20 protein-coding genes are annotated in these 18,486 nt (G+C 71.1%); 10 read left to right on the top strand and 10 right to left on the bottom strand.

From position 1 onward, the window contains the following. The first annotated feature begins 38 nt into the window (after positions 1-38). Positions 39-692, top strand: a complete 654-nt coding sequence (locus OG332_RS14005; protein ID WP_327413785.1) for a pirin family protein — start codon at positions 39-41, stop codon at positions 690-692. Here the strand turns inward: OG332_RS14005 and OG332_RS14000 are convergent. Beyond that, the gene (locus tag OG332_RS14000; protein ID WP_327419222.1) at positions 689-1,507 is read right to left on the bottom strand and encodes a serine hydrolase domain-containing protein; all 819 of its coding nucleotides are present in this window, start codon (positions 1,505-1,507) and stop codon (positions 689-691) included. The genes OG332_RS14005 and OG332_RS14000 overlap by 4 nt on opposite strands. Before the next feature lie 78 nt (positions 1,508-1,585). Between OG332_RS14000 and OG332_RS13995 the strand changes: the two genes are divergently transcribed. Beyond that, positions 1,586-1,969, top strand: a complete 384-nt coding sequence (locus OG332_RS13995) for a MerR family transcriptional regulator (RefSeq protein WP_319721477.1) — start codon at positions 1,586-1,588, stop codon at positions 1,967-1,969. After that, positions 1,966-2,997, top strand: a complete 1,032-nt coding sequence (locus OG332_RS13990; RefSeq protein WP_327413784.1) for an aldo/keto reductase — start codon at positions 1,966-1,968, stop codon at positions 2,995-2,997. The genes OG332_RS13995 and OG332_RS13990 overlap by 4 nt, the downstream gene beginning before the upstream one ends. A 22-nt stretch (positions 2,998-3,019) precedes the next feature. On the opposite strand, the gene OG332_RS13985 is transcribed toward OG332_RS13990, so the two are convergent. The 6 genes from OG332_RS13985 to OG332_RS13960 form a co-directional block, all read right to left on the bottom strand. Then, a complete protein-coding gene (locus OG332_RS13985; RefSeq protein ID WP_327413783.1) occupies positions 3,020-3,937 on the bottom strand; it encodes an ABC transporter permease in 918 nt (305 codons plus the stop codon). Beyond that, positions 3,934-4,782, bottom strand: coding sequence for an ATP-binding cassette domain-containing protein (locus tag OG332_RS13980; protein WP_442816350.1), 849 nt, complete (start codon positions 4,780-4,782; stop codon positions 3,934-3,936). Before OG332_RS13980 ends, OG332_RS13985 begins: the two co-directional genes overlap by 4 nt. A 35-nt stretch (positions 4,783-4,817) precedes the next feature. Next, entirely contained in the window at positions 4,818-5,204 is a 387-nt protein-coding gene (locus OG332_RS13975) for a GntR family transcriptional regulator (RefSeq protein ID WP_327413781.1), read from the bottom strand. Between the two features lie 121 nt (positions 5,205-5,325). Next, the gene (locus OG332_RS13970; RefSeq protein ID WP_327413780.1) at positions 5,326-6,171 is read right to left on the bottom strand and encodes a DUF4429 domain-containing protein; all 846 of its coding nucleotides are present in this window, start codon (positions 6,169-6,171) and stop codon (positions 5,326-5,328) included. 76 nt (positions 6,172-6,247) lie between these two features. Next, positions 6,248-7,387 (bottom strand): alpha/beta hydrolase, encoded by a 1,140-nt coding sequence (locus OG332_RS13965; protein WP_327419221.1) that lies wholly within the window; start codon positions 7,385-7,387, stop codon positions 6,248-6,250. Between the two features lie 218 nt (positions 7,388-7,605). After that, the gene (locus OG332_RS13960) at positions 7,606-8,277 is read right to left on the bottom strand and encodes a TetR/AcrR family transcriptional regulator (protein ID WP_327413779.1); all 672 of its coding nucleotides are present in this window, start codon (positions 8,275-8,277) and stop codon (positions 7,606-7,608) included. A 385-nt stretch (positions 8,278-8,662) separates the two neighbouring features. Here OG332_RS13960 and OG332_RS13955 point away from each other — a divergent pair, with 385 nt between their 5' ends. Further along, positions 8,663-9,058, top strand: coding sequence for a peptidase inhibitor family I36 protein (locus OG332_RS13955; protein WP_327413778.1), 396 nt, complete (start codon positions 8,663-8,665; stop codon positions 9,056-9,058). Here OG332_RS13955 and OG332_RS13950 read toward each other — a convergent pair. Both OG332_RS13950 and aceE read right to left on the bottom strand, forming a co-directional pair. Next, positions 9,039-9,896, bottom strand: a complete 858-nt coding sequence (locus tag OG332_RS13950) for a potassium channel family protein (RefSeq protein WP_327413777.1) — start codon at positions 9,894-9,896, stop codon at positions 9,039-9,041. The two genes, OG332_RS13955 and OG332_RS13950, sit on opposite strands and share 20 nt — an antisense overlap. Positions 9,897-10,046: 150 nt before the next feature. Next, positions 10,047-12,779, bottom strand: coding sequence for a pyruvate dehydrogenase (acetyl-transferring), homodimeric type (aceE, locus tag OG332_RS13945; RefSeq protein WP_327413776.1), 2,733 nt, complete (start codon positions 12,777-12,779; stop codon positions 10,047-10,049). 436 nt (positions 12,780-13,215) lie between these two features. Between aceE and OG332_RS13940 the strand changes: the two genes are divergently transcribed. From OG332_RS13940 to OG332_RS13915, 6 genes are all read left to right on the top strand, one after another. Continuing rightward, the gene (locus OG332_RS13940) at positions 13,216-13,647 is read left to right on the top strand and encodes a DUF3052 domain-containing protein (RefSeq protein ID WP_319721465.1); all 432 of its coding nucleotides are present in this window, start codon (positions 13,216-13,218) and stop codon (positions 13,645-13,647) included. A 139-nt stretch (positions 13,648-13,786) separates the two neighbouring features. Then, positions 13,787-14,245, top strand: coding sequence for a peroxiredoxin (locus OG332_RS13935; RefSeq protein WP_327413775.1), 459 nt, complete (start codon positions 13,787-13,789; stop codon positions 14,243-14,245). 138 nt (positions 14,246-14,383) lie between these two features. Then, on the top strand, positions 14,384-14,959 hold the full coding sequence (locus tag OG332_RS13930) for a TerD family protein (protein WP_327413774.1): 576 nt from the start codon (positions 14,384-14,386) through the stop codon (positions 14,957-14,959). Between the two features lie 142 nt (positions 14,960-15,101). Next, complete coding sequence (locus OG332_RS13925) at positions 15,102-15,677, top strand: TerD family protein (protein ID WP_327413773.1); 576 nt, start codon at positions 15,102-15,104, stop codon at positions 15,675-15,677. A gap of 25 nt (positions 15,678-15,702) precedes the next feature. Beyond that, positions 15,703-16,818, top strand: coding sequence for a DUF475 domain-containing protein (locus OG332_RS13920; RefSeq protein ID WP_327413772.1), 1,116 nt, complete (start codon positions 15,703-15,705; stop codon positions 16,816-16,818). Between the two features lie 124 nt (positions 16,819-16,942). Further along, a complete protein-coding gene (locus tag OG332_RS13915; RefSeq protein WP_327413771.1) occupies positions 16,943-17,683 on the top strand; it encodes a TerD family protein in 741 nt (246 codons plus the stop codon). 39 nt (positions 17,684-17,722) lie between these two features. Here the strand turns inward: OG332_RS13915 and OG332_RS13910 are convergent, their stop codons facing one another. After that, positions 17,723-18,478, bottom strand: a complete 756-nt coding sequence (locus OG332_RS13910; protein ID WP_327413770.1) for a TerD family protein — start codon at positions 18,476-18,478, stop codon at positions 17,723-17,725. Between the last annotated feature and the right edge of the window lie 8 nt (positions 18,479-18,486).

The following is an 18,486-nucleotide window of genomic DNA, read 5'->3' as shown; positions in this document are numbered from 1 at the left end:
CGCGACCCCGTGCCGCGACTGGGTCTACCGTGGCCCCCATGATTGATGTACGCCGAGCCGCCGACCGGTACGAGGGCGGGGACCCGGCCGCAGGGATCACCACCCGGCACGCCTTCTCCTTCGGGTCGTTCTACGACCCGGACAATCTGCGCTTCGGCCCCGTCCTGGCCTGCAACGAGGAGGTCCTCGCCGCGGGTGCCGGATTCGACGAGCACCCGCACAGTCACACCGAGATCGTGACCTGGGTCTTCGAGGGAGAGCTCACGCACCAGGACAGCACCGGCGAGAAGGGCCTGGTCCGGGCCGGGGACGTGCAGCGGCTGAGCGCCGGATCCGGCGCGCGGCACGTGGAGCGCAACGACGGCGACGGGCGGCTGCGCTTCGTGCAGATGTGGCTCGCGCCCCTCGCCGCGGGCGGCGAGCCCTCGTACGAGGTGGTCCGGGACATCGCCGACGGCACGCCCTACGAGGTCCCCGCGGCCGGCGCCGTACTGCACGTGCGGCGGCCCGGCGCGGGCGAGCGGGTGGTCGTGCCGGCGGCGGAGCGGGTGTACCTGCACGTGGTGCGGGGGGACCTGCGCCTGGACGGGGAGGAACTGGGCCCCGGGGACTCGGTGCGGATCACCGCCGAGCGGGACCTGGAGATCACCGCCGGGTCCCCGGGGGAACTGTTGATCTGGGAACTTCCCTAGGCAGAGCGCAGTTCGGCCAGGACCGCGTCCGTGAACGGGGTCCAGGCCGCCACGGCCCACGGGCCGAAGGCGCGGTCCGTCAGCGCCACGCACGCGGCGCGCGCGTCCGGGTCCACCCACAGGAAGGTGCCGGCCTGGCCGAAGTGGCCGAAGGTGCGGGGCGAGGAGGACAGGCCCGTCCAGTGCGGGGACTTGCCGTCGCGGATCTCGACTCCGAGGCCCCAGTCGTTGGGCGACTGGTGCCCGTACCCCGGCAGGACGCCCTTGAGCCCGGGGTGCACGACGGAGGTCGCCGCGGCGACCGTACGGACGTCGAGCAGCCGGGGCGCCTGCAGCTCGGCGGCGAAGCGCAGCAGGTCGGACACGGTGGAGACGCCGTCCTTGGCGGGCGAGCCCTCCAGGGTGGTCCGCGTCATGCCCAGCGGCTCGAAGACCGCCTGGTGCACGTACTCCGCGAAGGGGATGCCGGTGGCCTTGGCGATGTGGTCGCCGAGCACCTCGAAGCCGGCGTTGGAGTACAGCCGGCGCTCCCCGGGCGGGGCCGACACCCGGTGCTCGTCGAAGGCCAGGCCGCTGGTGTGCGCGAGCAGGTGACGGACCGTCGACCCCTCGGGCCCGGCCGGCTCGTCCAGCTCGATCGCCCCTTCCTCGTACGCGACGAGGGCGGCGTACGCGGCCAGCGGCTTGGTCACGGAGGCCAGCGCGAAGCGGTGGTCGACGGGCCCGTGGGCGCCGGCGAGGCTCCCGTCGGCGCGTACGACGGCCGCCGCGGCCGTGTCCACCGGCCAGGTTTCGATGATCCGCAGGCTTTCCATGCCGTTGACGGCCTCCATGCTCTCCATGCGGCCGAGCCTACTTGCTTGGAGTGCACTCCAGGGTTTTAGCGTGGGGTCATGAGCCAGAGCCTGACGCAGACGCGGTACACGATCAGCGAGGTCGAGGCCCGGACCGGTCTGACCCAGCACACCCTGCGCTGGTACGAGCGGATCGGCCTGATGCCGCACGTGGACCGCTCCCATTCGGGGCAGCGGCGCTTCACCGACAAGGACCTCGACTGGCTGGCCTTCGTGGGCAAGCTGCGCGCCACCGGGATGTCGGTGGCGGACATGGTCCGGTACGCCGAACTGGTCCGTGAGGGCGCGCACACCGTCGGGGAGCGCCGCGAGCTGCTGGAACGGACGCGGCACGAGGTGCGGGCGCGGATCTCGGAGCTCACGGACGCGCTGGCCGTACTGGACTACAAGATCGGCATCTACTCGGGGAAGGCACAGCCATGACGGAAGCCACGAAGATCGACCAGGTCGAACTCGGCAAGGGCGGCCCGCTGGCCGGCGTCCAGGGCCTCGGCTGCATGGGCATGAGCGAGTTCTACGGGGACACCGACGAGGTGGCCGCCCGCGAGACCCTGGACGCGGCGCTGGCCGCCGGGGTCACCCTCTTCGACACCGCGGACGTCTACGGCCGGGGGCGCAACGAGGAGTTCCTCGCCCCGTTCGCGGCCGCTCACCGGGACGAGATCACCCTGGCGACGAAGTTCGCCATAGAGCGCACCGACGACCCCGCCCACCGGGGCGTGCGCAACGACCGCGCGTACGTCCGCCGGGCCGTCGAGGACAGCCTGCGCCGCCTCGGCGTGGACGTCATCGACCTCTACTACATGCACCGGCGCGACCCCGCCGTGCCGTTCGCCGAGTCGGTCGGCGCCATGGCTGAGCTGGTGCAGGAGGGCAAGGTGCGCCACCTCGGGCTCAGCGAGGTGACCGGCACCGAACTGCGCGAGGCGCACGCCGTCCACCCGATCACGGCGCTCCAGTCGGAGTGGTCGCTCTTCAGCCGGAGCGTGGAGCGCAGCGCGGTGGCCGCGGCGGCGGAGCTGGGCGTGGCGCTGGTGCCGTACTCCCCGCTGGGCCGCGGCTTCCTGACCGGGGCCTTCGCGGACGCCACCGCGGAGCTGTCGCATGACGACTTCCGGCGCCACCAGCCCCGGTTCACCGGCGAGAACGCGAAGGCCAACGCGGCGCTGCTGACCCCGGTCCGGGAGATCGCCGAGGAGCTGGGGGCGACCCCGGCGCAGATCGCCCTGGCCTGGGTGCAGCAGCGGGCGCAGGTGCACGGGCTGACCGTGGTCCCCATCCCGGGCACCCGCAAGCCGGGCCGGCTGCGCGAGAACACCGCCGCGACCCGGATCGCCCTCACACCGACGCAGCTGGCCCGCCTGGAGCCGATCGCAGCCCGGGTCGCGGGCGACCGCTACCCGGACATGAGCGCGACCTCGGAGGCCCGCGAGGGCGAGGACCTGAGCTGAAGGCGGGCCCTGGCCGCGCGCCTCAGCGGTGCCGGGTGCGCAGGACCGCGAAGGCGGCCCAGAGGGCGAGGGCGGCCAGGGCCAGGACCACCGCCGTCTCGATGGACTGGGTCGGCCAGTAGTGCGTGGCCGGGTGGTAGTCGAGGTACCACCCGGTCACGTTCAGGTCGTCGGGACACACGTTGCTCCTGTGGGAGCGTGCGAAGCAGGTCCACTCGGGCAGGCGCTCGCCCGAGGCCGTGGTGAGTCCGGAGTCCATCATCAAGGTGTCGCCCGCAGGCATCGGCACCCCGGTCTCGGCCGACGACGTGGTGAGGGTCCGTACCGGCAGGAAGGACCACCGCAGGGCGCCGAGCAGCGCGATCACCAGGCCGGTGACGAGGCCGGTGACCGACATGGCGGCGAGTGTGCGCCGTACGAGCTGGCCGACCAGGGCTCCGACGGCCACGCCCAGGAGGCAGTACGCGACGAGCACCGTGCCGAGCGCTTCGTACGGTCCCCGGTCCGCCCAGGAGAACTGGTGCGTGCCGTCGAGCGGGAACCAGCCGATGCGGTAGACCCCGGCCAGGGCGGCCGAGCAGGCCACCGCGGCCACGGCGGCCACCGTGATCTTCGAGGCGAGCCAGGCCCGGGGCGTCGACGACTGGGTCAGGGCGAGGCGGTAGGTGCCGCTCTCCAGCTCGCGGGCGACCATCGGGCCGGCCACGAAGGCCCCCAGCAGCAGGGGCAGGAGCAGCAACGCCATGCCGGCGTACTCCATCCCCACCCGCAGCGGGCCGTCCGGGTTGTCCGAGCGCAGACCGGACGGGAGGCTCGCCCACCAGCGCAGCGCGACGACGACGGCGAGGCTCACGGCGAACGCGGCGGGCAGCGCCCACAGGGCGCGCCGGTGCTGGCGGACCGTGACCCAGCGCGGGCCCTTCAAGGTCAGCACGCTCATGCTTGCGCCCCTTCGGTGGCGAAGGGACCGATGGTGAGGGCCGGGGCCCCGGGAGAGCGCAGGTGGGCGAGCAGGACTTCCTCCAGGGACGGGTGGGCCGTCTGCCAGGTGTCCGTGTCGACCGGGCCGCGCAGCCTCGCGAGGGCGGTGAGCTGGCGGCCCGCCGTACGGGACTCGACGACGGTGTGCGCGGCGAGGTCGGTGAGGGCCGTGGCGGGCCCGGTGAGCAGGCGGTGGGCCGCGACGACCTCGTCGGCGGGGCCGGAGAGGCGGATCCGGCCGCCGTCGACGAGCAGCAGGTGGTCGCAGGCACCCTCCAGCTCGGTGAGGATGTGCGAGGACATCACCACGGACGTGCCGTTCTCGGCGGCGTCGGCCATCAGCGTCCCCATGAGCTGGTGCCGGGCGAGCGGGTCGAGATCGGCCATCGGCTCGTCCAGCAGGAGCAGGCCGGGGCGCTTTCCGAGGGCGAGGGCCAGCGCGACCCGGGTGCGCTGGCCGCCCGAGAGGGTCCGGACCTTGGCGGTGCGGTCGAGCCCGCCCTCCTCGACGATCCGCTCCGCGCTCTTCGCGTCCCAGCGGCCGGGGTTGAGCTCGCGACCCATGCGCAGGGTCTCGTCGACGGTCAGCTGCGGGTAGAGGGGCTTGTCCTGGCCCACGTAGGCCGTCTCCTCGCGCGGCGGCGCGTCGATGGTGCCCTCGGTCGGCCGGAGCAGTCCTGCCGCGAGGGCGAGCAGGGTCGACTTGCCCGCGCCGTTGTGGCCGACGAGCGCGCAGACCCGCCGGGCGGGCAGCTGGAAGGAGCAGTCGCGCAGTGCCCAGCCCCGCCTGCGTCCGTAGCGCACGCCGAGTAGGGACGCCTCGATCACCGGATCATCCGTCACGCGTCTTCCCCCTTGAAGTGTTGGTCCAGTACGGATGTGAAGAGCGCGGCCACGTCGTCCCGTTCCATTCCGGCGGCGTGCGCGCGCCGTGCCCAGTCGGCCAGTTCCTCCCGCAGGGGGGAGTCGGCCGGCGCGCCGCCCAGGGACCTCCGCACGAAGGTGCCCATGCCCCGCCGCCCTTCCACGAGGCCCTCGCGTTCCAGCTCCCGGTAGGCCTTGAGCACCGTGTTCGGGTTGATGGCCGTCGCCTCGACGACCTCGCGCGCGGTGGGCAGCTTGTCGCCCGGTTCCAGTAGTCCCAGGCGCAGGGCCTGCTTGGTCTGGTGGACGATCTGCAGATAGGTGGCCATGCCGCTGCGCCGGTCGATGCGGTATTCCAGCACGTGCAGCACCCTTTCGCTAGTTAAGTAGTGAAAGAATGCTGCACGAGACGGATGCTGTCAACGGGGCTCTGCGTCGGGCGTGTTGGTACGGACCTCGACGCCCGGACACCCCCTGGCGGGACTAGGCCCGGAAACGGTCCAGCAGCTCCACGTACTCGGCGTCCGTGAGGAGTCCCGCACTGTGCAGCTCGTCCAGGTGTCGCATCCGGTCGCCCCCGGTGCGCGCCGCCGGGACGGATCCCACGGCGGCGACGCGGGCGCGGCCGCGCAGCGCGGCCAGGACCGCGGCCGCGAACGGCAGCGACTCGTGCACCGCCCCGTAGCCCACGCCGAAGACGGCCGCCGTCAGGTCGTGGTCGGGGCGCGGATCGGAGGGGGTGTCCCGCATGCGGAGCCTCAGGTGGCCGCCCGGGCCCTCCGGGGAGTACCACTCGACGCCGGTGAGGGCGGCCAGCGGGACGCGCTGATCGCCGGCTTTCCACTTGGTGCTGGTGGCGCCGGTACGGGACCACTGGAAGGTGACCGCCGATCCGTCGAAACCCACCCGGGCGTCGAACGCCTTCAGGTGGACCGGCGGCTGCGGTACGTCGACCAGGAAGCGGTCGGCCGGTTCGGCGGCCTCCGGCCCCAGCCGGGAGCGCAGGGCGTCCGCGAACGCGGCGGCGTGCGGCGCCCGGTCGCCGGGCAGCACCAGCCGGTACGGGTCGCAGTTCTCCTTCAGCTGCCCGGCGGCGGCCTCCATCAGCGGATCCGCGCCCGGCCGCGGGACGGCACGCAGAACCACCGTGTCCCGCTTCCCGGCGGTCACGGTCACCTCGGACACCACTTCGAGGGGGATCCGGCGCGAGCCGAGGGCGTGCAGGAGCCTCGGCACTCTCGGCGTTCGTATCCCCCGTGAGAAGCGGATGAGCACCGAGTCCGAGTCGAACTCCCAGACGGCATGATTTCCGGCCAGTACGTCACCCATGCGGCACATCGTAAAGGGCGGCGCCCCCGCACGTCCCCCCTCGGTGCCGGGCCCGTTTTCCGCGCCTCTACGCGCGTCAGTCCGCCTCTGTCCCGGAAATTCCACGCCGGCAGGCGTCGTCCCCGGTCGCGCAGACAACGGAAGCGAACGCGCCGGTTCCGATCTTGGCGAAGTTCTCCACCGAGTCCGTCTCTGGCGCGAAATAGCCGGTGTGGCTCTTGGCCCTGGCCGAGGACAGCAGCCGAGCCCCGAACTCCGGGGACACCGGATCGGCGCCGTGGCCGACCCCGCCGACCTCCAGGTGCGGTACGTCCGCGATCCAGTCGCCCTCGTCCCGCGTCGCCCAGACCCGGGCCGAGGTGTGCAGGCCCTCGACGCTCGAAGCGCGCATCCCGGGGCTGCCCGCCACCACCACGTCCGTCACCCGGGCCGGCAGCTCGTGCGCGGCGACCCCGCACACCACCGATCCGTAGCTGTGGCAGAACAGCGCCACGCCCGAGCCCCCGGGCAGGGACGCGGTCAGCGCCTTCAGCCGGACCGCGCCGTCGACGGCCATCCGGCCCGTGGCGGCGTCCACCCCCACCCCGGTGGGCGCGGTGTAGCCAGCCCAGGCGATGACCGCCGTCCGGCTGTCCGGCGCGACCGCGCGCTGCGCCGCGTACAGGGACTCGGCCATGCCGACGGGTGAGGTCAGGCGGCGCTGGGTGCGCTCGAAGGTGAGCGCGTCGGTGTCGACACCGGGCACGATCACCGAGACCCGGCGGGCCCGGTCGAGGTCACCGAAGACCTCGGCCACGCGGCCGCCGCCGGTGGGATCGAAGGTGAGGATCTGCCGGCCGGGGTCGGCGAGCGAGGCGAAGCGGTGGGAGCGACGGGTGGCCTCCGCCCGGTCGGCCGGGGTCAGGGCCACGTCGCGGCTGCGGGCGTCCTCGACCCGGCGGGCCTGCTCCAGGCCGTGCAGGTTGGCCCGGTAGCGGGTGGCGGCGGGAGCCCCGTCGAGGTTGCCCACGACGAAGGGGTAGCCGTCGGCGAGCCGGGCCCGCTGCGCTCCGTCGAGGCCCGCGAAGAACCGGGCCACCGTCCGTACGGGGGCGTCCGCGGGCGGCACCGGGCGGCCGTCGATCCGGGCCTTGGTCCAGGCCTGGAGCGCGGCGGCCCGCAGCGGGGTGCCCCCCTCGGGCCGGTGCACGGCCGTCCAGCCGGTGGTCGCCAGCATGATGAAGACCACCGCCAGCGCGAGCAGCGCGCGCAGGGCGGCAGGGCGCGGGTCGGCGCCGGGAACGGGGGGATGGGCGAGGCCGGACAGATTCACTGGGACCAGCGTAGGAGACCTCCACGGGCAGTGGCGCCCTGGGTGACAGGACTCACGGCCGACCGTGGGACCCCTTACGGAACGCGGGTGATCCGCTACAACTCCCCCGGGAGTCCTGGCGATCAGGTCCCGGCCGCCTCCGGGCGCCAGCCCGCGGCCAGCGACGGGCCGATGCGGTCGAGGTAGGCCTCCGTCAGCCGCCGGATCGCGGCCACGCTGGTGTCGTCGCCCTGCCCCCAGAGCCGCCCCGTGACCCGCATCACGCCGCAGAACGCGGCGACGGCCACCCTCGGCCGCGGATCGGCGTCCACGTCCAGGCCCTCCCGGGCGGCGATCAGCCGGGAGATCCGCTCCTCCAGCTCGGTGGAGCGCCGCAGGTGCACGGCGAGCAGGGCCGGGGTGCACTCGATCAGCCGGCAGCTGCGCATGTAGAGGTCGACGGGGACCACGTCGGCGAGGGCCTCCTCGACGGTGTCCCAGGCGGCGAGCGCCGCGCCCCGCATGGCTTCGAGGGGGCCCTCGGCGGCCGGCCGGGCGTGCAGGGAGGCGACGAAGTGCGCCTCGGTCAGGTCCTGGACGGCGAAGACGACCTCCTCCTTGTTGGCGAAGTAGCGGAAGAAGGTGCGCTGGGACACGTTCACGGCGTCGGTGATCTCGTCGACGGTGGTGCGCTCGTACCCCTGGGAGAGGAAGAGCGGGAGCGCGGCGCGCAGCAGCGCGTCCCGGGTGCGGCGCTTCTTGCGTTCACGCAGTCCGGGCACCGGTGCCGCCGGCGCCGACCGCTCGTCGATCATCACTCCGGGGCTCCCTTCCGACGCCGAGTGGGCGGTCAGCGTACCGGTGACCGGCGGGCCGCGACCGTCGCGTTAAGCCGTTTGCGAAGGGCCGTCCGCCGCCGCGGGCCCGCGCGTGCGACCGGCCGCGCATGACACGTTCGGGTCGGCCGCCGTCCGGGGCGCCACCCCCGCCGGAACGGGCGCGGGCCCGCTCCGACGGCTCCCGGAAGCGTCAACTCCATACGTACGACGGCCCCGCCGGACGGTTCCGGCTGGGCCGTCGCCTATCCGGGTGGACCCGCCCGGGGCCCCTTCCGCCCGCCCGTCACCGCAGGTCAGCGTGGTGTCAGCGAGGCCTCGGAATCGGTCCGGGCGCCCGCCGTCCACAAGGAGTTGACCCGTCATGCGTACGTGTGGAACCACGCGCGTCACCACGGTCCTGGCCGCGACCGTCCTGGCCCTCACCGCCCTCATCCCGAGTACGGCCACCACGGCCCAGGCTGCGGGCCCGCCGACCCTCGGGGCCTGCGCGACCGGGCAGCTGTGCCTGTGGGCGAAACCGGAGTTCAAGGGCACCAAGCGGACCCACGAGCTCAGCACCCTGGCCGTCGACAGCTGCACCGCGCTGCCCGCCGGGACCAGCGCCCAGTCGCTCACCAACCGCACCGGGCGGCCGGTGACCACGTACCAGTCGGCGGAGTGCGCGGAGACCGGCGAGTTCCAGACCTACCCGGGCGACGGGGTCTGGCTGCCCCAGTCGCCCTACCAGGTGCGGGCGTTCAAGGTGTGGGAGAGGTAGCTCCCCGCTGCGCCGGGGCGTTCGGCCGGTCGGGTGCGGGTGCGGGTGCGGGTGCGGGTGCGGGTGCTGGTGCCGGTGCCGGTGCGGCTCCGGCCGCGGCCCCGCCCGTGGCCCCCGCGCCGCCCAGCCGGGCGACCTCGCCGCGCAGCGCCCGCACCTCCTCCCGGAGCTCCCGGATGGCCGCCAGCTGGAGCCGATCCGCCTGGTCGTCGCGGTCGAAGCGGGAGATGAACCAGGCGGCGATGTTGGCGGTCACCACACCGAGCAGGGCGATCCCCGACAGCATCAGGCCCACGGCCAGGACCCGGCCGAGTCCGGTGGTGGGCGAGTGGTCCCCGTACCCGACCGTCGTCATCGTGGTGAAGGACCACCACACGGCGTCGCCCAGGTTCTTGATGTTCCCGTCGGGGGCGTCCCGCTCCACGCTCAGCACCGCCAGCGAGCCGAACATCAGCAGCCCCACGACCGCCCCGGCCACGTACGTCGTCAGCTGGATCTGCGGGGCCATCCGGGCTCGCCGGCCCACCAGCATCAGCGTGGCGACCAGCCGCAGCAGCCGCAGCGGCTGCACGAGCGGCAGCACCACGGCCGCCAGGTCCAGCCAGTGGGTCCGCACGAAGTGCCGGCGGTCCCGCGAGAGCCCGAGCCTGACCATGTAGTCGAGGGCGAAGGCCCCCCACACCACCCACTCCGCGTGCGAGCACGCCCGGTGCACTCCCGCGTCCGCGTCGGGGGCGACGATCGGCACGGCGTACGCGACGGCGAAGGCCAGGGCGAGCACCAGCAGCGGGGCCTGAGTACGGCGTTCCCACTGCGCCTGACGGGAGGGTTCCTTCATGCCGAGCATCGTAGGCAACGCGTAAAGAAGCGCGGGCCCCGGCCGGAGCCGGGACCCGCGCCGGGTCCGCACGCCGTGCGCGCGCGGGGCGGGGCGGGGCGGACCGGGACCCGCCGGCCCGCCCTCACCCCGCCGGGCACGCCGCAGGCGTCAGGCGTCTCCGCCCGCCGCGCCCGGGTCGGCCGCCGCCACGTCCAGCAGCTGGTACCGGTCGACGGCCTGCTTCAGCACCGAACGGTCGACCTGACCGGTCTTCGCGAGCTCGGTGAGCGTCGCCAGGACCACCGACTGCGCGTCGATGTGGAAGAACCGCCGGGCCGCACCGCGCGTGTCCGCGAAACCGAAGCCGTCCGCGCCCAGCGAGGTGTACGGCCCGGGCACCCACCGCGAGATCTGGTCCGGGACCGAACGCATCCAGTCCGAGACCGCCACGAACGGCCCCTCCGCACCCGACAGCTTCCGCGTCACGTACGGAACGCGCTGCTCCTCCTCCGGGTGGAGCAGGTTGTGCTGCTCCACCTCGACCGCCTCGCGGCGCAGCTCGTTCCAGGAGGTCGCCGACCAGACGTCCGCCCGGACGTTCCACTCCGCGGCCAGGATCCGCTGCGCCTCCAGCGCCCACGGCACCGCCACGCCCGAGGCCATGAGCTGCGCCCCGACGATGCCCGAGGTGCCCCGCGACACCCGGTGGATGCCCTTGAGGATGCCGTCCACGTCGACGTCCGCCGGCTCGGCCGGGTGCTGGATCGGCTCGTTGTAGACGGTCAGGTAGTAGAAGACGTCCTCCGCCTCCGGCCCGTACATGCGCCGCAGACCGTCCTTGACGATGTGCGCGATCTCGTAGCCGTAGGCCGGGTCGTACGCCACGCAGCCCGGGTTCGTCGAGGCGAGCAGCTGGGAGTGACCGTCGGCGTGCTGCAGGCCCTCACCCGTCAGGGTGGTCCGCCCGGCGGTCGCGCCGAGGACGAAGCCGCGCGCCAGCTGGTCGGCCATCTGCCAGAACTGGTCACCCGTGCGCTGGAAACCGAACATCGAGTAGAAGACGTAGACCGGGATCAGCGGCTCGCCGTGCGTCGCGTACGCCGAACCCGCGGCGATCAGCGAGGCCGTGCAGCCCGCCTCCGAGATGCCGTCGTGCAGCATCTGGCCGGTCGGCGACTCCTTGTACGCGAGCAGCAGGTCGCGGTCGACCGCCTCGTACTGCTGGCCCAGCGGGTTGTAGATCTTGGCACTCGGGAAGAACGCGTCCATACCGAAGGTGCGGTACTCGTCGGGCGCGATCAGCACGAACCGCTTGCCGATCTCCTTGTCCCGCATCAGGTCCTTCAGGATGCGGACGAAGGCCATCGTGGTGGCGATCGACTGCTGGCCCGAGCCCTTCTTGGCGGCCGCGTACGTCGCGTCGCCCGGCAGCTCCAGCGGCTTGGCGCGCACCACGCGGGTCGGCACGTAGCCGCCCAGTGAGCTGCGCTGGTCGTGCATGTACTGGATCTCGGGGGAGTTGCGGCCCGGGTGGTAGTACGGCGGCGCCCCGCCCTCCAGCTGCTGGTCGGTGATCGGGATGTGCAGGCGGTCGCGGAAGCGCTTGAGGTCGTCGACCGTCAGCTTCTTCATCTGGTGCGTCGCGTTGCGGCCCTCGAAGTTCGGGCCGAGCGTCCAGCCCTTGACCGTCTGCGCCAGGATCACCGTCGGCTGGCCCTTGTGGGCCTTGGCCGCCGCGTACGCCGCGTAGACCTTCTTGTGGTCGTGCCCGCCCCGGCCCAGGTGCTGGATCTGGTAGTCGGTCATGTTCTCGACCATGGCGCGCAGCCGCTGGTCGTCCCCGAAGAAGTGGTCGCGGATGTACGCGCCCGATTCGGTGGCGTACGTCTGGAACTGCCCGTCCGGGGTGGTGTTCATCTTGTTGACCAGGATGCCGTCGCGGTCCTGGGCCAGCAGCGGGTCCCAGGACCGGTCCCAGATCAGCTTGATGACGTTCCAGCCGGCCCCGCGGAACTGCGACTCCAGCTCCTGGATGATCTTGCCGTTGCCGCGCACCGGGCCGTCGAGCCGCTGCAGGTTGCAGTTGACCACGAAGGTCAGGTTGTCCAGGCCCTCGCGGGCGGCGATCGACAGCTGGCCGAGCGACTCCGGCTCGTCCATCTCGCCGTCACCGAGATACGCCCAAACGTGGGACTTGGAGGTGTCCGCGATCCCGCGCGCCTCCATGTACCGGTTCATCCGGGCCTGGTAGATCGCGCCGAGCGGGCCGAGGCCCATCGAGACGGTCGGGAACTCCCAGAAGTCCGGCATCAGCCGCGGGTGCGGGTAGCTGGAAAGGCCGTACGGGGCCTTCGACTTCTCCTGGCGGAACGCGTCGAGCTGCTGCTCGGAGAGCCGGTCCAGGAGGTAGGCGCGGGCGTAGATGCCGGGGGAGGCGTGGCCCTGGAAGAAGATCTGGTCGCCGCCGTCGCCCTCGTCCTTGCCCCGGAAGAAGTGGTTGAAGCCCACGTCGTAGAGGGAGGCGGAGGAGGCGAAGGTGGCGATGTGGCCGCCCACCCCGATCCCGGGACGCTGGGCGCGCGAGACCATGACGGCCGCGTTCCACCGGGTGGCGTTCAGAACCTTGCGCTCGATCTCCTCGTTGCCGGGGAAGAACGGCTCGTCCTTGGTGGCGATCGTGTTGACGTAGTCCGTGCTGCGCATTTCGGGAACGGCCACGCGCTTCTCGCGGGCCCGCTCGATCAGCCGCAGCATCAGGTAGCGGGCGCGTTCACGGCCCCGCTCGTCGACTGCGGCGTCCAGGGAGTCGAGCCACTCCTGCGTCTCCTCCGGATCGAAGTCCGGGACCTGACTCGGCAGGCCGCCAATGATGATCGGATTGCGATCGGATGCGGAAGCCACGCTGTTCCTTCGCTGTCGGGGGAGTCGTGCTGAAGCCGTATCTGGGGGGCGCCGCCTCCCATGCTCTTACGCTCGGCCGAAATCGTCATCTTTACCACCGGGTAATGGCCGGAAGATCGGTGGCGGGTCCAGACAGACCGCGATCTTACGCCCGAGCCGGACGCCGGCTCCGTGAGACCGTTCGTCGCTCAAACAGGTAGGAAAGCCGGCGAGGGCCGCCGATGATGCCGAATGAGCTGGAATGGTGTGGGATGAGTCACCAGAGGTGCACACGGGAACGCTGAAAGTTGCGGCGAGACGGCCGCAATCGTCACCGTTTCGACGGTCTCGGCGGCCGGGTACTTGCGCGATCCGCCGCGCCCGTGTGGACTACGCCCAATGCTGCGCGTACGCGCGCCGCCGAAGACATTCACCGAACATGAGCAGGAGGCACCCCGTGAGCGCGACCGCGGACCACGCGGAGAGCCTGGCCGCCCGGCTGGGTTTCCAGTCCGAACAGGTGGTCCAGGAGATCGGCTACGACGACGACGTCGATCAGGAATTTCGTGATGTCGTCGAGGAGCTCGTCGGCGAACTCGTCGACGAGGACTACGACGACGTCGCGGACGCCGTACTGCTGTGGTTCCGAGAGGAACCCGACGCCGACGATCTGGCGGACGTACTGGTCGATGCCACCGAGCTGATCGAGGACGGCGCACTGATCCTGCTGCTGACCCCCAAGACGGGCCGTCCCGGCTACGTCGAGGCCAGCGACATCCAGGAAGCCGCGGAGACCGCAGGTCTCTCGCTGGCCAAGGGCGCTCCCGTCGGCAAGGAGTGGGCCGCCACCAAGCTGGTGACGCCCAAGACTGCCGCCAAGAAGCGCTGAGCAGCGTCCCTCGAGGACATCTCGTACACCCCGTCGACCCCGGTCGGCGGGGTGTACGCGTTCGAGGCCCCGGCCGCCCTAAGCTGTCTCTCACCCGAACAGCCCAACGCAGTCATGCAGGAACGAAGGGATGCGACAGATGGCGATCGAGGTCGGCGACAAGGCCCCGGACTTCGAGCTCAAGGACAACCACGGCGCCACCGTGCGGCTCTCCGACTTCCGCGGCGAGAAGGCCGTGGTGCTGCTCTTCTACCCGTTCGCCTTCACGGGAGTCTGCACCGGCGAGCTGTGCGAGCTGCGCGACCAGCTCCCGCGCTTCCAGAACGACGACGTGCAGCTCCTCGCGGTCTCCAACGACTCCGTGCCGACCCTGCGGGTCTTCGGGGAGCAGGAGGGCCTGGACTACCCGCTGCTGTCGGACTTCTGGCCGCACGGGGAGACCTCCCGCGCGTACGGCGTCTTCGACGAGGCGAAGGGCTGTGCGGTCCGCGGCACCTTCATCATCGACAAGGACGGCGTGGTGCGCTGGACCGTGGTCAACGGGCTGCCCGACGCACGTGACCTGAACGAGTACATCAAGGCGCTCGACAGCCTCTGAGCGAGTCTGCCCGGGCCGTACGCGCAGTTCCCTGCGAAAACCGCTTACGGGCGGGAACCCGTCACTAGGATCGAAACGTTGATCCGGTAGCAACCGCACGACGGGGCACCGCCCCACACAGAACCCAATGGAGGACCCGTGGGAGTCAGCCTCAGCAAGGGCGGCAACGTCTCGCTGACCAAGGCCGCGCCTAACCTGACGGCGGTCATCGTCGGTCTGGGCTGGGATGCTCGCACCACCACCGGCGTCGACTTCGACCTCGACGCCAGCGCGATCCTGACCACCGACCAGGGCAAGGTCACCAGCGACGCGAACTTCGTCTTCTTCAACAACCTGAAGAGCCCCGACGGCTCGGTCGAGCACACCGGTGACAACACCACCGGTGAGGGCGAGGGCGACGACGAGGCGATCAAGGTCAACCTCGCCGGCGTTCCCGCCGACGTAGCCAAGATCGTCTTCCCGGTCTCGATCTACGAGGCCGAGAGCCGCCAGCAGAGCTTCGGCCAGGTCCGCAACGCGTACATCCGCGTCGTGAACCATGCCGACAACACCGAGCTCGCCCGCTACGACCTCTCCGAGGACGCCTCGACCGAGACCGCCATGGTCTTCGGCGAGCTGTACCGCAACGGCGCGGAGTGGAAGTTCCGCGCCATCGGCCAGGGCTACGCCTCCGGTCTGCGCGGCATCGCGCAGGACTTCGGCGTCAACGTCTGACCCCGAGCAGTCCATCCGTCCGGCGCCGTGCACTGTGTGTACGGCGCCGGACGCGCTTCACCACATCGCTGTACACGTGCACTGCACCGCCACACCGCCACACCGCCACACCGCCACACCGTCGTCCGGGGAGGACCACAACATGGGCGTCACACTCGCCAAGGGGGGCAATGTCTCCCTGTCCAAGGCCGCACCGAACCTCACCAGGGTGCTGATCGGTCTTGGATGGGACGCGCGCTCGACCACGGGAGCCGACTTCGACCTCGATGCCAGCGCGCTGCTCTGCAACAGCGGCCGGGTGCTGGGGGACGAGTACTTCGTCTTCTACAACAACCTGAAGAGCCCCGACGGCTCCGTCGAACACACGGGGGACAATCTCACCGGCGAGGGTGACGGCGACGACGAGTCGATCATCATCGACCTGACCAAGGTGCCGGCCCGGGTGGACAAGATAGTCTTCCCGGTCTCCATCCACGAGGCGGACAGCCGCCGGCAGAGCTTCGGCCAGGTCAGTAACGCCTTCATCCGCGTGGCGAACCAGGCCGACGGCCAGGAACTGGCCCGCTACGACCTCTCTGAGGACGCCTCCAGCGAGACCGCGATGATCTTCGGCGAGGTCTACCGGTACGGGGGCGAATGGAAGTTCCGTGCGGTGGGGCAGGGGTACGCGTCGGGGCTCCGAGGCATCGCTCTAGACTTCGGGGTCAACGTTTCGTAAAGCCGTACAAGACGATGGGGTGCCAGTGGTTCTCAAAACCTTCGGCTGGTCGTTCGCAATCACTGCGCTCGGTCTGGTCGCAGCGGTGTTCTACGGGGGGTGGCAGGCCTTCGGGATCGTGGCGATCCTGTCCGTCCTCGAGATCTCGCTGTCCTTCGACAATGCGGTGGTCAACGCCGGAATCCTGAAGAAGATGAATGCCTTCTGGCAGAAGATCTTCCTCACCATCGGCGTGCTCATCGCGGTCTTCGGTATGCGACTGGTCTTCCCCGTTGTGATCGTCGCGATCAGCGCCAAGATCGGGCCCATCGAGGCCGTGGAACTGGCCATCAACGACAAGGAGATGTACGAGCAGCTCGTCACCGACGCTCACCCGTCCATCGCCGCGTTCGGTGGCATGTTCCTGCTGATGATCTTCCTCGACTTCATCTTCGAGGACCGTGACATCAAGTGGCTCGCCTGGCTGGAGCGTCCGCTCGCCAAGCTCGGCAAGGTCGACATGCTGTCCGCCTGCATCGCGCTGATCGTTCTGGCCATCGCCTCGATGACCGTCGGGGCCAACGCCCACCAGCACGGTGGCATCCACGTGGACAAGGCGCAGACCGTCCTGATCTCCGGCATCCTCGGCCTGATCACCTACATGGTCGTCGGCGGCCTCTCCGGCTACTTCGAGAACAAGCTGGAGGAAGAGGAGGAGGCCGAGCACGAGGCCGAGGAAGAAGCCAAGCGGAGCGGCAAGCCCGTCTCGGCCGTCGCCATGGCCGGCAAGGCCGCCTTCTTCATGTTCCTCTACCTCGAGGTCCTCGACGCCTCCTTCTCCTTCGACGGGGTCATCGGCGCCTTCGCCATCACCAACGACATCGTGCTCATGGCCCTCGGCCTCGGCATCGGTGCCATGTACGTCCGTTCGCTGACCGTCTACCTGGTCCGCCAGGGCACCCTCGACGACTACGTCTACCTGGAGCACGGCGCGCACTACGCCATCGGCGCCCTCGCCGTGATCCTGCTCGTCACCATCCAGTACGAGATCAACGAGATCATCACGGGTCTCGTCGGCGTGCTGCTCATCGGATGGTCCTTCTGGTCCTCGGTGCGCCGCAACAAGCGCCTGGAACTGGAGGGTTCCACCGCCGAGGCATGACCGCGGCGGTAATGCGGAACGCTCAACTGCGGGGCGGTCCACCGGGTCCACGGACCCGGAGGGCCGCCCCGCTTCCGTAGGCTCCACAGGGATCAGGGGACCAGGGGATCAGGGGGGTAAGGGGATGGGCTTCTTCGACGGCATCATGGGCAGCCGCGCCGTGCAGTTCCAGTCGGGCAGCGCCTCGTCGAACGCGATCGAGCTGACCAAGCGGCACGCGACGGTGTCGCTCACCAAACAGGGGGCCGTCCACGGCAATCTGCGCGTCAATCTGTCCTGGCGGATGCGCACCTCGGACATCGGCGGTCGCTCGGGCCAGAGCGGCCAGCTCTTCCGGCACCCGTTCAAGCTGTTCAAGCCGGACATGGTGCAGGCGCACACCCAGGGCATGGTCAACGTCGACCTCGACATGGGCTGCCTGTACGAGCTGACCGACGGCACCCGTGGCGCCGTGCAGCCGCTGGGGAACCTGCTGGGCGACCTCAACGACCCGCCGTACGTCAAGCTCAGCGGGGACGACCGGTTCGGTTCGGCCTCAGGGGAGACCCTCTACATCAACCTCGACCACGCCGACGAGATCAAGCGGCTGCTGGTCTTCGTCTACATCTACGACCAGACCCCGGCCTTCGACCGGACGCACGCCATGGTGACCCTCTTCCCCGTCACGGGGCCGAGGATCGAGATCCCGCTGGACGAGCGGCACCCGCAGGCCCGCTCCTGCGCGGTGGTCTCCCTGGAGAAGGTCAAGGGCGAGCTGGTCGTGCGGCGCGAGGTGAAGTTCGTGTACGGGTTCCAGGCCGAGCTGGACCGGCTGTACGGCTGGGGGCTCCAATGGGGGCGGGGCTACAAGAGCACCAAGAGCTGACCGGAGCCCCGGCGGCGTCACCGACGGGGCGGTACCGGCTCAGCGGCGGATGAACTGCGGACCCTGCACCGGCAGCCGGAAGGACGGGTCGCCGCCCGGACCCGGCACCGGCGCCGGCGACACCGGCTGCGGGTACCCGTAGGCGGGCTGGACGGGCGGCGGGGCCTGCGTGGGCGGAGCCGGCGGGGCCATCGCCGTCGTCTGCTCGGAGGTGGGCCCCGCCGCCGGGCTCGCGGCGGCCTCGGCGGCGTTCTCGTCGACCGAGATCCCGTGGTCGGTGGCCAGGCCCACCAGCCCGTCGGAGTAGCCCTCGCCCAGCGCGCGGAACTTCCACCCCTCGCCCCGGCGGTACAGCTCCCCGCAGATCAGCGCCGTCTCGGCGCCGGTCTCGGGCTGTACGTCGAAGTAGGCCAGCGGTTCGGAGCCACCGGTCGCGGTGGCGTCGTAGAGGAGGATCCGCAGGTCGTGGACCCGCTGGAAGGGGACGTCCTCGGCGGAGGCGACCACCAGGATCCGGTCCACCGTCGGCGTCACCGTCCGCAGGTCCGCCTGGACGGCGTCGGTGATCGCGTCGCCGATCTGCTTCTTGCCGAGCCGCCAGACGGCTCCCGAGGGGTGCCGGGGCTGGTTGTAGAAGACGAAGTCCTCGTCCGAACGCACCCGGCCGTCCGGGCCCACGAGCAGCGCGGAGGCGTCCACGTCCGGCACCTCGGGGCCGCCGGTCCAGCGCAGCACCGCCCGGACCGCCACGGCGGCCACCGGGATGTTCGAGCCCTTCTGCATCGCGTGCGTCATGCACGTCA

The organism is Streptomyces sp. NBC_01233, from assembly GCF_035989305.1.
Classification (GTDB): Bacteria; Actinomycetota; Actinomycetes; order Streptomycetales; family Streptomycetaceae; genus Streptomyces.
Note: the sequence above shows the minus strand (reverse complement) of the source record. Positions and strands in the feature narration are given on the sequence as shown.

Excerpts from the sequence above, each read along its gene's own strand:
- OG332_RS14005 (WP_327413785.1), top strand. The coding sequence starts at position 39 with ATGATTGATGTACGCCGAGCCGCCGACCGGTACGAGGGCGGGGACCCG.
- OG332_RS14000 (WP_327419222.1), bottom strand. The coding sequence starts at position 1,507 with ATGGAAAGCCTGCGGATCATCGAAACCTGGCCGGTGGACACGGCCGCG.
- OG332_RS13995 (WP_319721477.1), top strand. The coding sequence starts at position 1,586 with ATGAGCCAGAGCCTGACGCAGACGCGGTACACGATCAGCGAGGTCGAG.
- OG332_RS13990 (WP_327413784.1), top strand. The coding sequence starts at position 1,966 with ATGACGGAAGCCACGAAGATCGACCAGGTCGAACTCGGCAAGGGCGGC.
- OG332_RS13985 (WP_327413783.1), bottom strand. The coding sequence starts at position 3,937 with ATGAGCGTGCTGACCTTGAAGGGCCCGCGCTGGGTCACGGTCCGCCAG.
- OG332_RS13970 (WP_327413780.1), bottom strand. The coding sequence starts at position 6,171 with ATGGGTGACGTACTGGCCGGAAATCATGCCGTCTGGGAGTTCGACTCG.
- OG332_RS13965 (WP_327419221.1), bottom strand. The coding sequence starts at position 7,387 with ATGCTGGCGACCACCGGCTGGACGGCCGTGCACCGGCCCGAGGGGGGC.
- OG332_RS13960 (WP_327413779.1), bottom strand. The coding sequence starts at position 8,277 with ATGATCGACGAGCGGTCGGCGCCGGCGGCACCGGTGCCCGGACTGCGT.
- OG332_RS13955 (WP_327413778.1), top strand. The coding sequence starts at position 8,663 with ATGCGTACGTGTGGAACCACGCGCGTCACCACGGTCCTGGCCGCGACC.
- OG332_RS13950 (WP_327413777.1), bottom strand. The coding sequence starts at position 9,896 with ATGAAGGAACCCTCCCGTCAGGCGCAGTGGGAACGCCGTACTCAGGCC.
- OG332_RS13935 (WP_327413775.1), top strand. The coding sequence starts at position 13,787 with ATGGCGATCGAGGTCGGCGACAAGGCCCCGGACTTCGAGCTCAAGGAC.
- OG332_RS13925 (WP_327413773.1), top strand. The coding sequence starts at position 15,102 with ATGGGCGTCACACTCGCCAAGGGGGGCAATGTCTCCCTGTCCAAGGCC.
- OG332_RS13915 (WP_327413771.1), top strand. The coding sequence starts at position 16,943 with ATGGGCTTCTTCGACGGCATCATGGGCAGCCGCGCCGTGCAGTTCCAG.
- OG332_RS13910 (WP_327413770.1), bottom strand. The coding sequence starts at position 18,478 with ATGACGCACGCGATGCAGAAGGGCTCGAACATCCCGGTGGCCGCCGTG.